Genomic DNA, 14,804 nt, shown 5'->3' with positions numbered 1-14,804 from the left:
TCCGCCTGGTATTTTTAGAAACCAGGCTGACTATTGTTACTTTTTTATTGGATCAATTAAATCATTGTCCGAACCTTGATGTGCCTGTTCATTTCTCATCTTTTTAAAATATGATCGAATGTCTTCTTTCTTTACTTTCAGTTGCTTTGCCTCTCTCATTAGCATAACCCATTCATGGTCCAAATCGTTAAGATATTTGTTGACCCTTTTGTACTCGCCCATATGTATCCCCCTTAGGACCTTATCTTTTTTTTTGGCGGTTTTTAAATTGAATGTACTCATAATATTCTAGAAAATCCTCTTTTTTCATACCGGCTTGGATTGCCTTTAGTATGAGTAATTGCCATTCTTGATCAAGTTTGATCTCTTTTTGGATGCTATCCTGGACAAGTTGATCAACAGAGATTCCAAGTGGGCGGGCAATTTTGGAGAGGATTTGTAAAGAAGGATTCTTTTGCATATCCCGTTCTATATAGCTTAAATAGGATTTTGATATGCCTGCCTTTTCTGCAAGTTTTGAAAGTGAAAACCCCCTTTGTTCTCTGAGCTCTTTAATGTGAAACCCGATCACATAACATTACCACCTTTCAATCGGTATGTTCATTATAAAAAATATATCGTTCTTAATAAAGTTGAAGTATAGCAAGAAAAGAAGAGAAAACGATTGCATTCGGGAGATTTTCGTTCTTAATTAAGAAAATATCAAACTAAATGAAATTTATATAAAAAATTAAAATTATTTGATACTTAAAATTCGTCATAAAGAACAAAAATACAAAAAGCATAGAGGAGTTCTATTAAGCATTTACAAAGAACTGGGAATAGTATCAGTGTATTGATATTGCACTTGTGGAGGAGCTTTTTCGTACTTTAGTGATGTGAGCAAGATAGGGATTAATGGGGCCAGCGTTTAATATTTTCTATAAAAATAAAAAACGTTCAGACGAAAACATCGCCATGAACGTTCATTTGTTCTTCATTTTCCATTTATTGAATTCCAAAAACTCACGGAATTCTTCTTTCGAAATGCCTGAAGACATTGCTTCACGAACGAGTTCTTCCCAATCATGATCCAACTCGATCTCTCCCGTTTCTCCGTGAAGGAGTACATGGACGGGGACATCCAGCACAGATGAAAGTTTTTCCAATATTTGAATGGACGGATTGGACTGGATATTGCGTTCGATTGAACTTAAATAAGATTTGGCAATACCCGCTCTGTCAGCCAACTCGGACAGCGATAATTTTTTTTGAAGCCGATAATCTTTTATTCGTTGACCTATCATCTACATAGTCACCTACTCTTTGACCATTATAACACAAAATAAAAAGTTATGAATAGAGCAAAATTCCCGATTGACGGGTACTATTATGTATTATTGGCGTTCTTTAAAGAATTTCTTAATTTCCTGTGGACTGATTCCAGCGCCCAGTGCAAATAATATAAGCTCTACCCATTCCTTGTCCAGTTCCTCCGATTTCGTTACGACTGTTTTTTTCATTGCTACCTCCCATAAATACGAATGTATTCGGGTAACCCAGCTGCCATAGTTAAATTAACCTTAGGCCTGTGGCTTTGCGTCTCTGACTTTCGAACAGATTTGCCTTTTTCACTAAGTTGCATTTTAGTATAAGTGTTTCCAAAGTCATATTCATGAAAAAAATGTCGTTGTCGAAAAGCGGCGAAACGAACTAAATCCTGATCATATTCATGAAAAAAATGTCGAGATGTCCCTAAAAAATTGTGGTAAAAGAGTTTTATGATTCGATATTACCATTATACTAGAATTAGCGAACAAAATATATGCGGAATTATTAGAAAAAAGGTAAAAATTTGATGAAAAAATTTTCAACGATGATCAGTATATCGGCTCTCTTTTGTAATCAGTTGTAAAAACGCCAACTCTTCTTTTGATAAGGCAGGGGAATTAACAGCACGGGCATTGTCTCTCACTTGTTCGACTGTACTGGCTCCTGCAACAACTGCCGCAACTGCCCTATTTTCCAGATTGAATTGGAACGCCAATTCATTCAAGGACCTGTTATCATGTAAGAGTTTTGCTTGAATGCTCTCTATCAATTCCTTGACATCATTTGAAGAATAATCCAGGTAATCTTTGTCCTCCCATTGCCCATCTTTCATTCCCAGCATTTTATCACTTAGTAAGCCTTTGGCTAGAGAGCCCCTTGTCACGATACTTATACCACTTTCCTCAAATAAAGGCATAATCTCTTCCGGACGGCGGTCCAGAAGGCTGTATTGCATCATGACACTAACAATGGAAGACTTGGACGCGTATTCACGAATGACATTGGGCCTGATGGATGAAATCCCGTAATGTCTGATCAGACCTTCGGCTTTCAATTCTTCAAAAGCTTCGATTGTGTCATCGATTGGGTCACCAATGGTCCCGCCGTGCAGTTGATATAAATCGATGTAATCTGTACCCAGACGCTCAAGACTCTTTTTCACCGCTTCTTTTATATAATGGTTAGATGGATCCCATCTCCAGCCGTCTTTCTTTTCAGTCCAGCGGTTTCCGACCTTCGTGGCGATGATCACTTGATCGCGTACGGAAGCGAGGGATTTTCCTACTATTTCCTCGTTGACCCCGTAATCGTATAAATCAGCAGTATCAAAATAGTTGACTCCTTCATCCAGCGCAGTTTTAATGATTTTCTCAGCAGTTGCGGTATCCGTACCAAGAGACATGCAGCCGAGACCCATTTTCGATACGGATAAATCCGATGTTCCAAGCCTGCGTTTTTCCATTCATATTCCGCCTTTCCTCATTTTTTCCATTCTATCCGAAGGCGGTCCTAATATTCAATCAATGTGCAGGAATCCAACCAATTTTTTAGCAGCCTATGCTGTTTGGAGTATTTTCGAAGCAGAGCTTGGATCTCCCATGCTTTCCCAACTAAGATTATACGATTTTCACTAATAGTCACTCTCATCATGATCCCCCCTCGATGTATGGTAAAATGTATGATTATCGGGAATTGAAATAGAACAGGGAGCTGAAGAAAGGTGAATAAGTTCGAAGAAAAAACAGTAAGTACAGAACAAATTTTTAAAGGAAAAATCATCAGTGTACAGGTGGATGAGGTTGAGCTTCCAAATGGGAAGTTGTCGAAGCGTGAGATCGTCCGTCATCCTGGTGCTGTAGGCCTGATTGCATTGACGGATGACAACAAAATTGTCATGGTAGAACAGTTTAGAAAGCCTTTGGAAAGATCGTTGCTTGAAATTCCTGCAGGGAAATTAGAGCCGGGGGAAAATCCGGATGTCACTGCGGAGAGGGAGCTTGAGGAGGAAACCGGTTATCGTGCCGGAAATATGGAATACATTTCTTCCTTCTACACATCACCTGGTTTTGCCAATGAAATCATTCATCTTTATTTGGCTACTGAGCTGGAAAAAGTGGAAAATCCGGCGGAGGCTGATGATGACGAATTTGTTGAATTGGTTGAGCTCTCACTTGAGGAATCGCTTGTATGTATCGAAAATGATAGAATCTATGATGCCAAAACAATATTTGCCATCCAGTACTTGCAATTAATGGAGAAAAAATAACATGGATCAATATTTCGTGGACCTGCATATCCATATAGGCAGGACTTTTTCGGGAAAACCAGTAAAAATCACAGCAGCAAAAAGCCTTACTCTGACCAACATATTACAAACAGCCAGGTTCCCAAAGGGGCTGGATATTGTAGGGGTCATCGACTGCCATTCACCCGAAGTGATTGTGGAGATGAAACAGCTCTGTGAAGAGGGCCGGCTAATGGAAATGGAAGAAGGTGGGTTTCGCTTTGAAAATGAAGTAACATTACTTCCGGGAACAGAAATGGAAGTTTTGGATGAGAGCTGCAGCGGTCCGATTCACCTGCTTGCCTTTTTCCCCGGTTTTGAGCAATTAGAAGACTTTTCCTCGTGGCTTTCAAAGCGAGTGACGAATTCTCAGCTCAGTACACAGAGGGTATATGAAAAAGCAGTCAATATTCAAGAGAAAGTGAAGTTATTAGGCGGCCTGTTCATCCCTGCACATGTATTCACACCATTTAAAAGCTTATACGGCAAAGGGGTGAAGCAATCACTGACAGAAGTTTTAAATCCAGAATTGATAGATGGGATTGAACTTGGCCTGAGCTCCAATACGATAATGGCTGATCAGATCGGGGAACTGCACAGGTATACTTTCGTAACGAACTCCGATGCCCATTCTTTGCCAAAGATGGCCAGGGAATATCAATTAATGACCTTGGAAGGCCCCACATTCTCGGCTGTCAAAAAAGCATTGACTGGTGTAGATGGCAATAAAATTGATGAGAACTACGGCCTCAATCCTTTCTTGGGAAAATATTACCGAACGGCATGTACTAGGTGCTTAACATTGAAAGAAGGGGACACGTGTTTGACCTGTGGGTCTGAGAAGTTCACCAAAGGGGTTTCCGAGAGAATTTCAGAGCTTGCTGATGAAGGAATTCAGAACCCTCTAGAAAGGCCCCCCTATACCCATCAAGTACCGCTCGACTTTATACCTGGGCTTGGAGCAAAAACCATGGATAAACTGTACAGTCATTTCGGAACAGAAATGAATATTCTGCATCGGGTGTCTGAAGACGAATTAAAGAAGGTAGTTAATTCCGAACTGGCTGGTTTGATTGTAAAAGCCAGAGCAGGAGAATTGCAATTGAAGCAGGGAGGAGGAGGACGCTACGGAAAAGTTGCGAAATGATAGAGGATACTGAAAAATAATGAATGATAGATAGAAACGAGTCATATGCATTGCTTTTCTCTCATAAGATGTATCAATCGCAGAACAGGAGGAAGCAGCATATGCGGAAAAAATTCTATACCAGCCATATTACTCGACACATTCAAACCTATTCTCCCATCTATTCATTCATCATGGTACTGTTCATCATGGGCATCATTTTTGGAGCAGTCATTGTCAATAGTCTGTCAATCGCACAGAAGGAAGATCTTTTTCATTACTTGAATCATTTTTTTGGACAAGTGGCGGATGGAAAAACCGGGCAGGCTGAAGATTTGTTAAAACTCAGTTTTTTTCATAATGTGAAATTTACTGGATTAATGTGGGTGCTTGGGATTTCAATCATTGGATTTCCTTTGATTTTGATTCTGCTATTTTTAAAAGGGGTAGTTGTGGGATTCTCTGTCGGGTTTCTTGTAAATCAAATGGGCTGGCATGGCCTGCTTCTTGCATTTGTGACCTTGCTGCCCCAAAATCTGCTGTTCATACCCGTATACATTTTTATCGCTGTCATTTCAACAGCATTCTCAATTAAACTCATGAGAAAAATATTTATAAGACAGGGTTTCTCATTTCACTTTGTTCCGGAATTTGCACGTTATTTCTTGTCTTTTATAGCAGCTATGGCCGTGATCACACTTGCTGCGAGCATTGAGGCATTCGTAGCTCCGGCACTGATGAAATCTATCATCGTTTCCATCACTAGATAATAGTCATTTTCGATTGTCAACCTCCCATTTTTATAATAATTTTAATTTGATTATTATTCACTGTCTGTTATAATAAAATGGATAGTGGCGAGGGAGGACCGTCTGATGGAAAGTCGCATTAATCGCATAAAGAAACAATTGCATTCCGCAAGCTATAAGCTTACTCCCCAGCGTGAAGCCACGGTTAGGGTGTTGCTTGAACATGAGGACGACCATTTGAGTGCGGAAGATGTCTATTTGCTTGTCAAGGACAAATCTCCGGACATCGGTCTTGCAACTGTATATAGGACCCTTGAACTTTTGACTGAATTGAAAGTGGTCGACAAAATTAATTTTGGAGACGGGGTTTCCAGATATGATCTGCGGCAGGAAGGTGCCGATCATTTTCATCACCATCTTATATGTATCGAGTGCGGAACGGTCGATGAAATACAGGAAGATCTTCTCGGAGATGTTGAAAAAATTGTTGAACATGATTTTAATTTTAAAATTAAAGATCACAGGCTGACATTTCATGGCATTTGTTGGCGTTGTCACGATAAAGTGGAGAATGAACGGAAAGAACCGCCAGCCGGCAAAGATAAATGAAATTGAGCGCCCATCCTTATTTTAAAAGGGTGGGCGTTTTTGCAGGACATATCCTTCACCATCAAATTTATATCCCTTTACGTATAAACATGGACAATTATTGCATATCATGTATTACTGGTACAAGCAGACCGAATACTTGAAAAGGGTTTGATGAGATGAGGAATACTGCTAGATTGATATTCCAGGTACTGAGGGTGTTTCTGCTTTTTGCAGCATGTACGATTATGTTCTACTATGGTATTATATGGGTTAGCCAGGAGTATGAAAATTACCGGAGATACGACGAGCCAGAAGGAACGGCTGTCAAAGTGATTCAGCAGCATGAGAGTGATGAAGAGAGTGATTGGCTCTCCCGCCTGTTGTTTTTTTATTCGAATGGGGAGTAGGGAAGAAAATGAAAGACCGTCTGCAGGATTTTATTCATTTTATGGTTGTGGAAAAGGGGTTGTCCCAGAACACAGTAAAGGCTTATGAACGTGACTTGGTTAACTATCTTGCCTATATTCAAAACATATTGAAAATCACCCGTTTTGATGACATCTCTCGTATGCATATTATTCAATTTTTGGGGCAGCTAAAGGGTGAAGGCAAATCCAGTAGAACGCTTGCCCGGCATATTGCATCAATACGATCGTTCCATCAGTTCCTTTTACGTGAAAAGGTAGTCGGGAACGATCCCACGATACATATTGAAACACCGCAGTTAGAAAAGAATCTGCCGAAAATCCTTTCCATATCAGACATTCAATCTCTCCTTGAAGCCCCGGACCTTTCCACTCTATTTGGGATTCGCGATAAAGCGATGCTGGAGCTTTTATACGGGACAGGTACGCGGATCAGCGAGCTTCTGGATTTGAACCTGGATGACATACATCTGACCATCGGTTTTGTCAGGTGCAGGGGAAAAGGAAATAAAGAGCGGATCATTCCAATCGGGACGGAAGCAACCAGAGCGATTGAACACTATTTAAGAGACGCCAGGCCAAAGCTCCGGAAAGAAAAAAATAGGACGAATGCATTATTTTTAAATCATCATGGCAAAAGGTTGACAAGGCAGGGGTTTTGGAAAAACTTGAAAAAACTTGCGGCTAAGGCAAATATTGAAAAAGAATTGACGCCCCATACATTAAGGCATTCCTTCGCAACCCACTTGCTCGAAAATGGAGCAGATTTGCGTGCAGTCCAGGAAATGCTCGGCCATTCAGACATTTCAACTACACAGATATATACGCATGTTTCCAAATCGAGATTGAAAGATGTTTACAAACTATATCACCCGCGCGCCTAAAACCGCTTACTCTCAAAAGCGGTTTTTTTAACGTATTTAAACGGGTATGGTACCATTAGAAAAATAATGGGATATGGAGGGATGATTGTGATAAGTTCTCAATATAAACGGGTTCACTTGATAGTCTTGGATTCAGTAGGGATAGGCGAAGCCCCGGATGCGAAGGATTTCGATGATATCGGCGCTGACACGCTGGGCCATATCGCGGAAAAGATAGACGGTTTGAATTTGCCAAATATGGGGAGCCTCGGTTTATCGAACATTAGAGAAATCAAAGGGGTAGAGAAAGTTGAAAAGCCTCTTGCCTTTTATACAAAAATGCAGGAGGCATCGAGAGGAAAAGATACGCTGACCGGCCACTGGGAAATTATGGGACTGATCACAAGCCACCCGTTTAAAGTGTTTCCCAACGGTTTTCCCGAATTGCTTATCACACGTCTCGAAGAGGCTTCTGGAAGGTCAGTCATTGGAAATATACCTGCAAGCGGGACAGAAATCATAGAACGGCTTGGCCCTGAACACATGGAAACAGGGGCATTGATCGTTTATACATCAGCAGATTCCGTTTTGCAGATTGCCTCACATGAAGAAGTGATTCCGCTTACGGAACTGTATAATATATGTGAAAAAGCGAGGGAACTTACACTTGACGAGGAATTTAAGGTCGGACGGGTGATTGCACGCCCATTTATAGGATCGCCCGGAAATTTTCAGCGTACGGCCAATCGTCACGATTATGCCTTGAAGCCATTTGATCGGACAGTAATGAATGAGCTGTCATCCAATGACTTAGATGTAATAGCCATTGGAAAAATCCATGACATTTATGATGGAGAAGGGATTACGAAATCCATCAGGACCAATTCCAATATGGATGGTATGGACAAGTTGATTCGGATAATGGAAGAAGATTTCACTGGTCTCAGTTTCATTAATCTCGTCGATTTTGATGCCAAATTTGGTCACAGACGGGACCCCGAAGGATATGGAGCTGCACTTGAACAGTTCGATAAACGACTGCCTGAGGTTTTTGAGAGAATGAAAGAAGACGATTTATTGATTGTAACGGCTGACCATGGAAATGATCCTACCCACCATGGGACGGATCATACAAGGGAATTCGTGCCACTACTAGTATATTCAAAACGTTTTAATGGCGGTAGGGAGCTGCCGATCCGGAAAACATTTGCCGATGTAGGTGCAACGATCGCGCATAATTTCGGCATTGACTGGAAGGGCGCAGGAGATAGCTTCCTTTCCGATTTAACGATTGAAAGTTGATAGAAAAATCATAGGCCTTGCGGTGTTTAGTCCGCAAGGCATTTTTTATAAAAAAAGTATAAAAAAACCTTTCCAGGAGACAATGGTGATAGTTGGTAAACATTACCGTTTTTTATCATACAAATGGAGGGGTTTTGATGAAAAGGTTAGCCGGTATATTTTTTTCTTTCTTGCTGATATTCACTTTGGCAGACCAGCACGTTTTCGCGACAGAGGAGAAGCAAAAAGAGCTGTCGGATGATTCTCGGTCGGCGATTTTAATAGAAAGGGATACAGGAAAGGTTCTATATGACAAGAACAGCCATGAAAAACTGCCGCCGGCCTCCATGACAAAGGTGATGACGATGCTCCTCATCATGGAAGCGCTAGACAGCGGACAGCTTAGCATGGATGAAAAAGTGCGGGCGAGTGACTATGCTGCTTCGATGGGAGGTTCCCAGATTTTTCTAGAGCCTGGTGAAGAAATGACTGTAAAAGATATGCTGCTTGGAATCGCAATCGCTTCAGCCAACGATGCCTCCGTTGCCATGGCAGAAAAGATTTCGGGTAGTGAGGAGGCCTTTGTTGCCAAAATGAATGAACGAGCAAAAGAACTGGGCCTGAAAAATACCAAATTCCAAAATACAACAGGCTTGACTACGAAGGAGCATTACAGTACAGCCCATGACATGGCAGTCATGGCGAAGGAATTATTGAAACACGAGGAAATCACTGATTTTACGAAGCTATATGAATCCTATTTAAGAGAGGATTCCGAGAAGAAATTCTGGCTCGTCAATACAAATAAACTCGTCCGGTTTTACCCAGGGGTCGACGGCTTGAAAACAGGTTTTACAAGCGAGGCGAAATACTGTCTAACAGCAACAGCGGAAAAAGAGGGTATGCGCGTCATTGCGGTCGTCTTTGGTGCACCTACATCGAAAAGCAGGAATGCACAGATTACAAAAATGCTTGATTATGCATTTTCTCAGTATGCCACCCACTCTCTTTACAAAAAAGGAGAGAACCTCGGAAAAGTAAAAGTTAGCAAAGGGGATGTAAAGGAAATCAATGCTCAGACTGGCGAACCGGTTTCCCTCTTGACGAAAAAGGGGGAGGAAGCCAAAAATTTCTCCACTGAACTGAAACTTGATAAAAACTTAAAAGCTCCAATCAAAAAAGGTGAAACAATTGGAAAGATCATCATTAAAAAGGATGGAAAGAAACTGGCAGAGTCGGACTTAGTTGCAGAAAAAAATGTAAAGAAAGCATCGTGGTGGCAACTATATAAAAGATCATTCGGGATTTTTACTCAGTCAAAATGATGAAAATTCAATAAGTTTAGCGAATAGGTTCTAGTTTTGTCATGAAGAAGGATTCGGGTGCATGAAGATAGAATTGACTCACTATACGACACATAAGGAGGCTGTGCATGTGGGATTGAAGATTGATTTGGAAGTGAAGCAAGACGTTCTATGCATCCGGCTTTCCGGCGAACTGGACCATCATACGGCGGAACACTTGCGGGAGCGGATCACCGAGGCAATCAAGGCTCACGATATTTTGCATATCGTCTTGAACCTGGAAAAGCTATCTTTTATGGATAGCTCCGGGCTGGGGGTAATCCTCGGAAGGTATAAGCAAATTAAATTGAAGAAGGGAGAAATGGTTGTTTGTTCCATTTCCCCACCAGTCAAACGATTATTTGAAATGTCGGGTCTATTCAAAATCGTCCGCTTGGAGTCTTCTGAAAAATTTGCGCTTGAAAGATTGGGGGTTGCCTGATAATGAGAAACGAGATGCAAATCCAGTTCAGTGCACTCAGCCAAAATGAATCGTTTGCCCGTGTGACAGTCGCCGCATTCATAGCCCAGCTGGATCCAAATTTAGACGAGCTGACGGAAATCAAGACAGTGGTGTCTGAAGCTGTTACGAATGCAATCATACACGGTTACGAGCAAAATCCGACAGGGATTGTCTATATTTCTGCAGTCATTGAAGATGGAAAAGTCGACCTGGTCATTAAAGATTCGGGGGTCGGCATTGCTGACATTGACGAAGCAAGGCAGCCGTTATTTACAACAAAACCGGAAATGGAGCGTTCAGGCATGGGCTTTACAATTATGGAAAATTTCACTGACCACTTGGAAATACAATCTCACCCTGGGACAGGAACAACCATACGCTTAATCAAGTATTTAACGAAAAATAAAGCGTTGTGCAATTAAGGAGCCGCGCCTATGGATGTGGAACTTAAAAAAGACTCGAACACATCATTTCTGAAAGACGATGAAGTAAAGGAATATATCAGGAGAAGTCAGAACGGAGATCAGGAAGCCCGAGATATACTTGTTGAAAAAAATATGAGACTTGTATGGTCTGTGGTTCAGCGCTTCCTCAACAGAGGATATGAACCCGATGACCTGTTTCAAATAGGAAGTATTGGCTTGCTGAAATCAGTTGACAAGTTTGACCTCTCATATGATGTCAAATTTTCCACCTATGCCGTTCCTATGATTATAGGGGAAATTCAACGTTTCATCCGCGATGACGGCACGGTAAAGGTGAGCCGCTCATTAAAAGAACTCAGCAATAAAATCCGAAGATCAAAAGATGAGCTCGCGAAGAAACATGGCAGGGTACCTACCGTTTCGGAAATTGCAGAGCATCTAGAGGTGTCATTAGAGGAAGTCATAATGGCTCAGGACGCTGGGCGCACCCCGGCCTCCATACATGAAACAGTGTATGAAAATGACGGCGACCCTATTACATTGATGGACCAACTGTCAGATCATAGTGAACATAAGTGGTTTGATAAAATTGCGCTTGAAGAAGCGATTCGAGGGCTTGATGAGCGGGAAAGGCTCATTGTATATCTGAGATATTATAAAGACCAGACACAGTCTGAGGTAGCAAAACGCCTGGAAATCTCTCAAGTCCAGGTTTCGAGACTGGAAAAGAAAATACTAGAACAGATGAAAGAGCGTATGGATACCACTTAGCTGGGAATCCATACGTTTTTTTATGTTTTTCCTTTCAGAGGATAAGGAGGCTGCCTTCTCATAAATAAATGAATGGCTGTAAATGGAATGAAGCATAATAGAGAATACACAAACAGCAATGCGGGATGTGGAATGATGGAGAATACGATTTATATTCAAATGAAACACCGCCTGACAATTAAAAAGGGTGCCATTGTGAGGCTGAGTGACATGGCACAAGTGATTGTCCCGGAGGAAATGAGTAATCTTCAGGAATTGGTTGTACTTTCGAATACTTCTGAAGTTGAGAAAAAGTTTATTGTCTTGGATGTCATGAATGTCATCAATAAAATAAAAAGCCGGTATCCTGATGCGGAAATCCAAGTTATCGGACCTTCGGAAACGATATTTGAAATAGTGAAAAAGAGGAAGACAGCTCCTTCCTTTTTATTTGTTCTCGTTTGGCTTTTGCTTTTCGTTGGGTCCGGCATGGCTATTATGAATTTCCATGAGGAAACAAGTATGCAAACGATGCATCAGAAGATTTACTGGATGATGACAGGGAAGATGAATTCCACTCCATATATTGTCCAGATTCCTTATTCGCTTGGCCTTGGGCTAGGCATGATTCTTTTTTTTAATCATCTATTCAAGAAAAGGATCAACCAGGAGCCCAGTCCATTGGAAATAGAGATGTTTAATTATCAGCAGGATCTTGATCAATATGTTGTTTTGAATAAGCACAAAGAGAGTACGAAATACAGTGATGATCATTAAAACTGTTGCAGTCATATTTACAGGCTTATCAGGAGGCATTGCCGTAGGTATAGGATTTGTCGCATTTTTAACCGTACTTGGCGTGATACCGCGGCTTACGCAACTCACGAAAACCGGTGAGTATATTCATTCCTATGAATGGGCGGTTGTTATCAGCGTTGTGTTGGCCAGTTTTGCTGATTTGAATAACTACTCCATTCCGGTTGGTGCCGCTATCTTGATTCCCATTGGATTTGCCAGTGGGATATTCATCGGCATGCTTGCAGCAGCTCTTACTGAAGTACTGAATGTATTGCCGATTTTATCGAAGAGGATCGGGATGGAGGGAATGCTCATTAGTCTGCTGATGGCTCTAGTCATGGGAAAATTGGTAGGTTCTTTATTTCAATGGTTGATTTTTGTGAATTACTGATACTGCCTGTGGAAAGGAGCTGTCTGAATGGAGAAAAAAGCAGAGAAAAACTTCAAAGAAATTCCAGAGGATCTGCAACGATTGGAGCATTACTTTAAAGACAGAGTAGGTCTGGGAACAAGTTTTGATATCGGCCAAAGGAAATTGGTGATATTAAAGACTGAGGTGCAGTTATATTATGTAAACGGTCTTTGTGATACAGAGTTTATCATTCAATTAATTAAAGAGCTTGTTAATTTGAATGAACGGGAAAGGCCATCCAGAAATGTTTTTGAAATTATCCAGAACAGACTTGTCCACGAATCGGTTGAAGTTGTAAAAACACTTGATGAAATGGCTGACCAAGTGTTGTCCGGATTGTTGGGAATCGTCGTCGAAGGCCAGCAGTCAGCTCTGATTGTCGATGTTAGAAGTTACCCTGGGAGGGAGCCAGAGGAACCGGATACCGAAAAAGTTGTCAGGGGATCACGGGATGGCTATGTAGAGAATATCATTGTTAACACTGCTCTGACAAGAAGAAGGATAAGGGACGAGAATTTAAGATTTGAAATGTTTAAAGTCGGCGAACGTTCAAAAACGGACATTGCGATCGGATATATCAAGGGTGTGGCAAACCCGGAATTGATTGAAACGATCAGGAAGGAAATTTCCAATATTGATATCGACGGAATATCCATGGCCGATAAAACAATAGAAGAGTATCTGATGAAACAGGGGTACAACCCATATCCTCTTGTCCGGTATACGGAAAGAGCGGATGTCGGAGCCATCCACCTTTTGGAAGGCCATGTACTGATCTTTATTGATACTTCCCCAAGCGTGATGATCACGCCGGCTACATATTTCCATCATGTTCAACACGCTGAAGAATACCGGCAATCGTCAGCAGTGGGAACGTTCGTAAGGTGGACTAGGTTTCTTGGGATTTGGGCATCCATATTTTTATTGCCCCTATGGTTTCTTTTTGTATTGGAGCCTTCTCTTTTGCCTGAAAAACTTGCTTATATCGGACCCGATAAAGAATCTGAAGTTCCTTTGATCATCCAATTACTCATTGCTGATCTGGGAATAGAATTTTTAAGAATAGCGGCCATACACACCCCCACCCCGTTATCGACGGCTATGGGTTTGATTGCTGCCGTATTGATTGGACAAATTGCAGTAGATGTCGGGCTATTCCATTCAGAAGTGATCCTGTATGTTTCGATTGCGGCTATCGGAACGTTTTCTACTCCAAGTTATGAATTGAGTGTTGCGAATAAAATCTTTCGAATGCTTCTGTTGATTGCTGTTGCCTTGTTTAAAGTGCCAGGGTTCATTCTGGGGTGTACGATTTATATGTTGTATTTGGTTTCTTTACGACCGCTAAACGCGCCATATATGTGGCCGTTCATTCCGTTCAATCCGATTGCTTTTATCCAAGTCCTGATCAGGAGGCCTGTTCCAGGCAGTAGGCTGCGGCCGAGTATCGTCCATCCCCGCAATAGATTTCGCCAGCCTGAGAACAAGCCGTGACATCCCATTGCAAAATGACATAAAATATAGTAAAATGATGCATACTTATTTTTCATTTATGTTAATTTGTTGAAGCAATCGGTATCATCCGATTGCTTTGTTATTATAGAAGTTCGTTTGGAGGGAAAGAGATGCACTTACATGGAACCGCATCGATCAATGATGAAGGCCATCTTGAAATTGGCGGATGCGATACAGTTGAATTGGTTGAAAAATATGGCACCCCTTTATACGTTTATGATGTGGAATTGATCAGAAACCGGGCCCGCTCTTTTAAAAAGATGTTTGAAAAACATGGGGTCAAATCGCAGGTCGCCTATGCGAGCAAAGCCTTCTCGTCCATTGCGATGCTGCAGCTTGCCAACGAGGAGGGACTTTCCCTTGATGTTGTATCAGGCGGGGAGTTGTATACGGCCATTGCTGCGAAATATCCGGTTGAAAAAATTCATTTTCATGGAAATAATAAGAGCGAAGAAGAGCTGGAAATGG

Annotated in this window: 20 protein-coding genes, 1 pseudogene and 1 riboswitch; of the genes and pseudogenes, 15 read left to right on the top strand and 6 right to left on the bottom strand. The window is 41.5% G+C overall.

What is annotated here, in order from left to right; translation table 11 throughout:
- Window positions 1-36 precede the first annotated feature (36 nt).
- The 6 genes from C509_RS0118730 to mciZ form a co-directional block, all read right to left on the bottom strand.
- Window positions 37-222 carry an anti-repressor SinI family protein gene (locus tag C509_RS0118730; protein ID WP_018708465.1) on the bottom strand — a complete coding sequence of 62 codons (186 nt, stop codon included), beginning with the start codon at window positions 220-222 and terminating at the stop codon, window positions 37-39.
- Between the two features lie 19 nt (window positions 223-241).
- Window positions 242-571 (bottom strand): helix-turn-helix domain-containing protein, encoded by a 330-nt coding sequence (locus C509_RS0118725; RefSeq protein WP_018708464.1) that lies wholly within the window; start codon window positions 569-571, stop codon window positions 242-244.
- 394 nt (window positions 572-965) lie between these two features.
- Window positions 966-1,286 carry a helix-turn-helix domain-containing protein gene (locus C509_RS0118720; protein ID WP_018708463.1) on the bottom strand — a complete coding sequence of 107 codons (321 nt, stop codon included), beginning with the start codon at window positions 1,284-1,286 and terminating at the stop codon, window positions 966-968.
- A gap of 90 nt (window positions 1,287-1,376) precedes the next feature.
- Complete coding sequence (locus C509_RS25740) at window positions 1,377-1,502, bottom strand: anti-repressor SinI family protein (RefSeq protein ID WP_018708462.1); 126 nt, start codon at window positions 1,500-1,502, stop codon at window positions 1,377-1,379.
- Window positions 1,503-1,529: 27 nt separating this feature from the next.
- A riboswitch (cyclic di-GMP riboswitch) is annotated at window positions 1,530-1,616 on the bottom strand.
- A gap of 233 nt (window positions 1,617-1,849) precedes the next feature.
- The gene (locus tag C509_RS0118710; RefSeq protein ID WP_018708461.1) at window positions 1,850-2,773 is read right to left on the bottom strand and encodes an aldo/keto reductase; all 924 of its coding nucleotides are present in this window, start codon (window positions 2,771-2,773) and stop codon (window positions 1,850-1,852) included.
- A 47-nt stretch (window positions 2,774-2,820) separates the two neighbouring features.
- Window positions 2,821-2,958: a Z-ring formation inhibitor MciZ gene (gene mciZ / locus C509_RS27560; protein ID WP_018708460.1), complete on the bottom strand. Its 138-nt coding sequence runs from the start codon at window positions 2,956-2,958 to the stop codon at window positions 2,821-2,823.
- A gap of 73 nt (window positions 2,959-3,031) precedes the next feature.
- On the opposite strand from mciZ, the gene C509_RS0118700 reads away from it, so the two are divergent.
- The 15 genes and pseudogenes from C509_RS0118700 to C509_RS24285 form a co-directional block, all read left to right on the top strand.
- Window positions 3,032-3,577 carry an NUDIX domain-containing protein gene (locus C509_RS0118700; protein ID WP_018708459.1) on the top strand — a complete coding sequence of 182 codons (546 nt, stop codon included), beginning with the start codon at window positions 3,032-3,034 and terminating at the stop codon, window positions 3,575-3,577.
- A gap of 1 nt (window position 3,578) precedes the next feature.
- A complete protein-coding gene (locus tag C509_RS0118695; RefSeq protein ID WP_018708458.1) occupies window positions 3,579-4,742 on the top strand; it encodes an endonuclease Q family protein in 1,164 nt (387 codons plus the stop codon).
- A 101-nt stretch (window positions 4,743-4,843) separates the two neighbouring features.
- Window positions 4,844-5,491: a stage II sporulation protein M gene (spoIIM, locus tag C509_RS0118690; RefSeq protein ID WP_018708457.1), complete on the top strand. Its 648-nt coding sequence runs from the start codon at window positions 4,844-4,846 to the stop codon at window positions 5,489-5,491.
- A 105-nt stretch (window positions 5,492-5,596) separates the two neighbouring features.
- Window positions 5,597-6,079: a ferric iron uptake transcriptional regulator gene (fur, locus tag C509_RS0118685; RefSeq protein WP_018708456.1), complete on the top strand. Its 483-nt coding sequence runs from the start codon at window positions 5,597-5,599 to the stop codon at window positions 6,077-6,079.
- A 158-nt stretch (window positions 6,080-6,237) separates the two neighbouring features.
- Entirely contained in the window at window positions 6,238-6,468 is a 231-nt protein-coding gene (locus C509_RS0118680) for a YqzK family protein (protein ID WP_018708455.1), read from the top strand.
- 8 nt (window positions 6,469-6,476) lie between these two features.
- Window positions 6,477-7,370, top strand: a complete 894-nt coding sequence (xerD, locus tag C509_RS0118675; protein WP_018708454.1) for a site-specific tyrosine recombinase XerD — start codon at window positions 6,477-6,479, stop codon at window positions 7,368-7,370.
- 90 nt (window positions 7,371-7,460) lie between these two features.
- On the top strand, window positions 7,461-8,651 hold the full coding sequence (gene deoB, locus C509_RS0118670) for a phosphopentomutase (protein ID WP_154654464.1): 1,191 nt from the start codon (window positions 7,461-7,463) through the stop codon (window positions 8,649-8,651).
- A 137-nt stretch (window positions 8,652-8,788) separates the two neighbouring features.
- The gene (locus C509_RS0118665) at window positions 8,789-9,955 is read left to right on the top strand and encodes a D-alanyl-D-alanine carboxypeptidase family protein (RefSeq protein WP_018708452.1); all 1,167 of its coding nucleotides are present in this window, start codon (window positions 8,789-8,791) and stop codon (window positions 9,953-9,955) included.
- A gap of 109 nt (window positions 9,956-10,064) precedes the next feature.
- A complete protein-coding gene (spoIIAA, locus tag C509_RS0118660; protein WP_018708451.1) occupies window positions 10,065-10,415 on the top strand; it encodes an anti-sigma F factor antagonist in 351 nt (116 codons plus the stop codon).
- A gap of 2 nt (window positions 10,416-10,417) precedes the next feature.
- Window positions 10,418-10,858 (top strand): anti-sigma F factor, encoded by a 441-nt coding sequence (gene spoIIAB, locus C509_RS0118655; RefSeq protein ID WP_018708450.1) that lies wholly within the window; start codon window positions 10,418-10,420, stop codon window positions 10,856-10,858.
- Window positions 10,859-10,870: 12 nt separating this feature from the next.
- A complete protein-coding gene (gene sigF / locus C509_RS0118650; protein WP_018708449.1) occupies window positions 10,871-11,632 on the top strand; it encodes an RNA polymerase sporulation sigma factor SigF in 762 nt (253 codons plus the stop codon).
- A 135-nt stretch (window positions 11,633-11,767) separates the two neighbouring features.
- The gene (locus C509_RS0118645) at window positions 11,768-12,388 is read left to right on the top strand and encodes a stage V sporulation protein AA (protein WP_026319966.1); all 621 of its coding nucleotides are present in this window, start codon (window positions 11,768-11,770) and stop codon (window positions 12,386-12,388) included.
- Window positions 12,378-12,800 carry a stage V sporulation protein AB gene (locus C509_RS0118640; protein WP_018708447.1) on the top strand — a complete coding sequence of 141 codons (423 nt, stop codon included), beginning with the start codon at window positions 12,378-12,380 and terminating at the stop codon, window positions 12,798-12,800. Before C509_RS0118645 ends, C509_RS0118640 begins: the two co-directional genes overlap by 11 nt.
- A 27-nt stretch (window positions 12,801-12,827) precedes the next feature.
- On the top strand, window positions 12,828-14,315 hold the full coding sequence (locus C509_RS0118635; protein ID WP_018708446.1) for a spore germination protein: 1,488 nt from the start codon (window positions 12,828-12,830) through the stop codon (window positions 14,313-14,315).
- Window positions 14,316-14,446: 131 nt separating this feature from the next.
- Window positions 14,447-14,804, top strand: a pseudogene (locus tag C509_RS24285) (diaminopimelate decarboxylase); the annotation flags it as partial.

The sequence above is a fragment of the Siminovitchia fordii DSM 16014 = CIP 108821 genome (assembly GCF_000374565.1).
Lineage (GTDB): Bacteria > Bacillota > Bacilli > Bacillales > Bacillaceae_C > Siminovitchia > Siminovitchia fordii.
Note: the sequence above shows the minus strand (reverse complement) of the source record. Positions and strands in the feature narration are given on the sequence as shown.

Excerpts from the sequence above, each read along its gene's own strand:
- fur (WP_018708456.1), top strand. The coding sequence starts at position 5,597 with ATGGAAAGTCGCATTAATCGCATAAAGAAACAATTGCATTCCGCAAGC.
- C509_RS0118645 (WP_026319966.1), top strand. The coding sequence starts at position 11,768 with ATGGAGAATACGATTTATATTCAAATGAAACACCGCCTGACAATTAAA.
- spoIIAB (WP_018708450.1), top strand. The coding sequence starts at position 10,418 with ATGAGAAACGAGATGCAAATCCAGTTCAGTGCACTCAGCCAAAATGAA.
- C509_RS0118640 (WP_018708447.1), top strand. The coding sequence starts at position 12,378 with ATGATCATTAAAACTGTTGCAGTCATATTTACAGGCTTATCAGGAGGC.
- xerD (WP_018708454.1), top strand. The coding sequence starts at position 6,477 with ATGAAAGACCGTCTGCAGGATTTTATTCATTTTATGGTTGTGGAAAAG.
- C509_RS0118730 (WP_018708465.1), bottom strand. The coding sequence starts at position 222 with ATGGGCGAGTACAAAAGGGTCAACAAATATCTTAACGATTTGGACCAT.
- C509_RS25740 (WP_018708462.1), bottom strand. The coding sequence starts at position 1,502 with ATGAAAAAAACAGTCGTAACGAAATCGGAGGAACTGGACAAGGAATGG.
- C509_RS0118680 (WP_018708455.1), top strand. The coding sequence starts at position 6,238 with ATGAGGAATACTGCTAGATTGATATTCCAGGTACTGAGGGTGTTTCTG.
- C509_RS0118720 (WP_018708463.1), bottom strand. The coding sequence starts at position 1,286 with ATGATAGGTCAACGAATAAAAGATTATCGGCTTCAAAAAAAATTATCG.
- sigF (WP_018708449.1), top strand. The coding sequence starts at position 10,871 with ATGGATGTGGAACTTAAAAAAGACTCGAACACATCATTTCTGAAAGAC.
- C509_RS0118710 (WP_018708461.1), bottom strand. The coding sequence starts at position 2,773 with ATGGAAAAACGCAGGCTTGGAACATCGGATTTATCCGTATCGAAAATG.
- C509_RS0118665 (WP_018708452.1), top strand. The coding sequence starts at position 8,789 with ATGAAAAGGTTAGCCGGTATATTTTTTTCTTTCTTGCTGATATTCACT.
- mciZ (WP_018708460.1), bottom strand. The coding sequence starts at position 2,958 with ATGAGAGTGACTATTAGTGAAAATCGTATAATCTTAGTTGGGAAAGCA.
- C509_RS0118695 (WP_018708458.1), top strand. The coding sequence starts at position 3,579 with ATGGATCAATATTTCGTGGACCTGCATATCCATATAGGCAGGACTTTT.
- spoIIM (WP_018708457.1), top strand. The coding sequence starts at position 4,844 with ATGCGGAAAAAATTCTATACCAGCCATATTACTCGACACATTCAAACC.
- C509_RS0118635 (WP_018708446.1), top strand. The coding sequence starts at position 12,828 with ATGGAGAAAAAAGCAGAGAAAAACTTCAAAGAAATTCCAGAGGATCTG.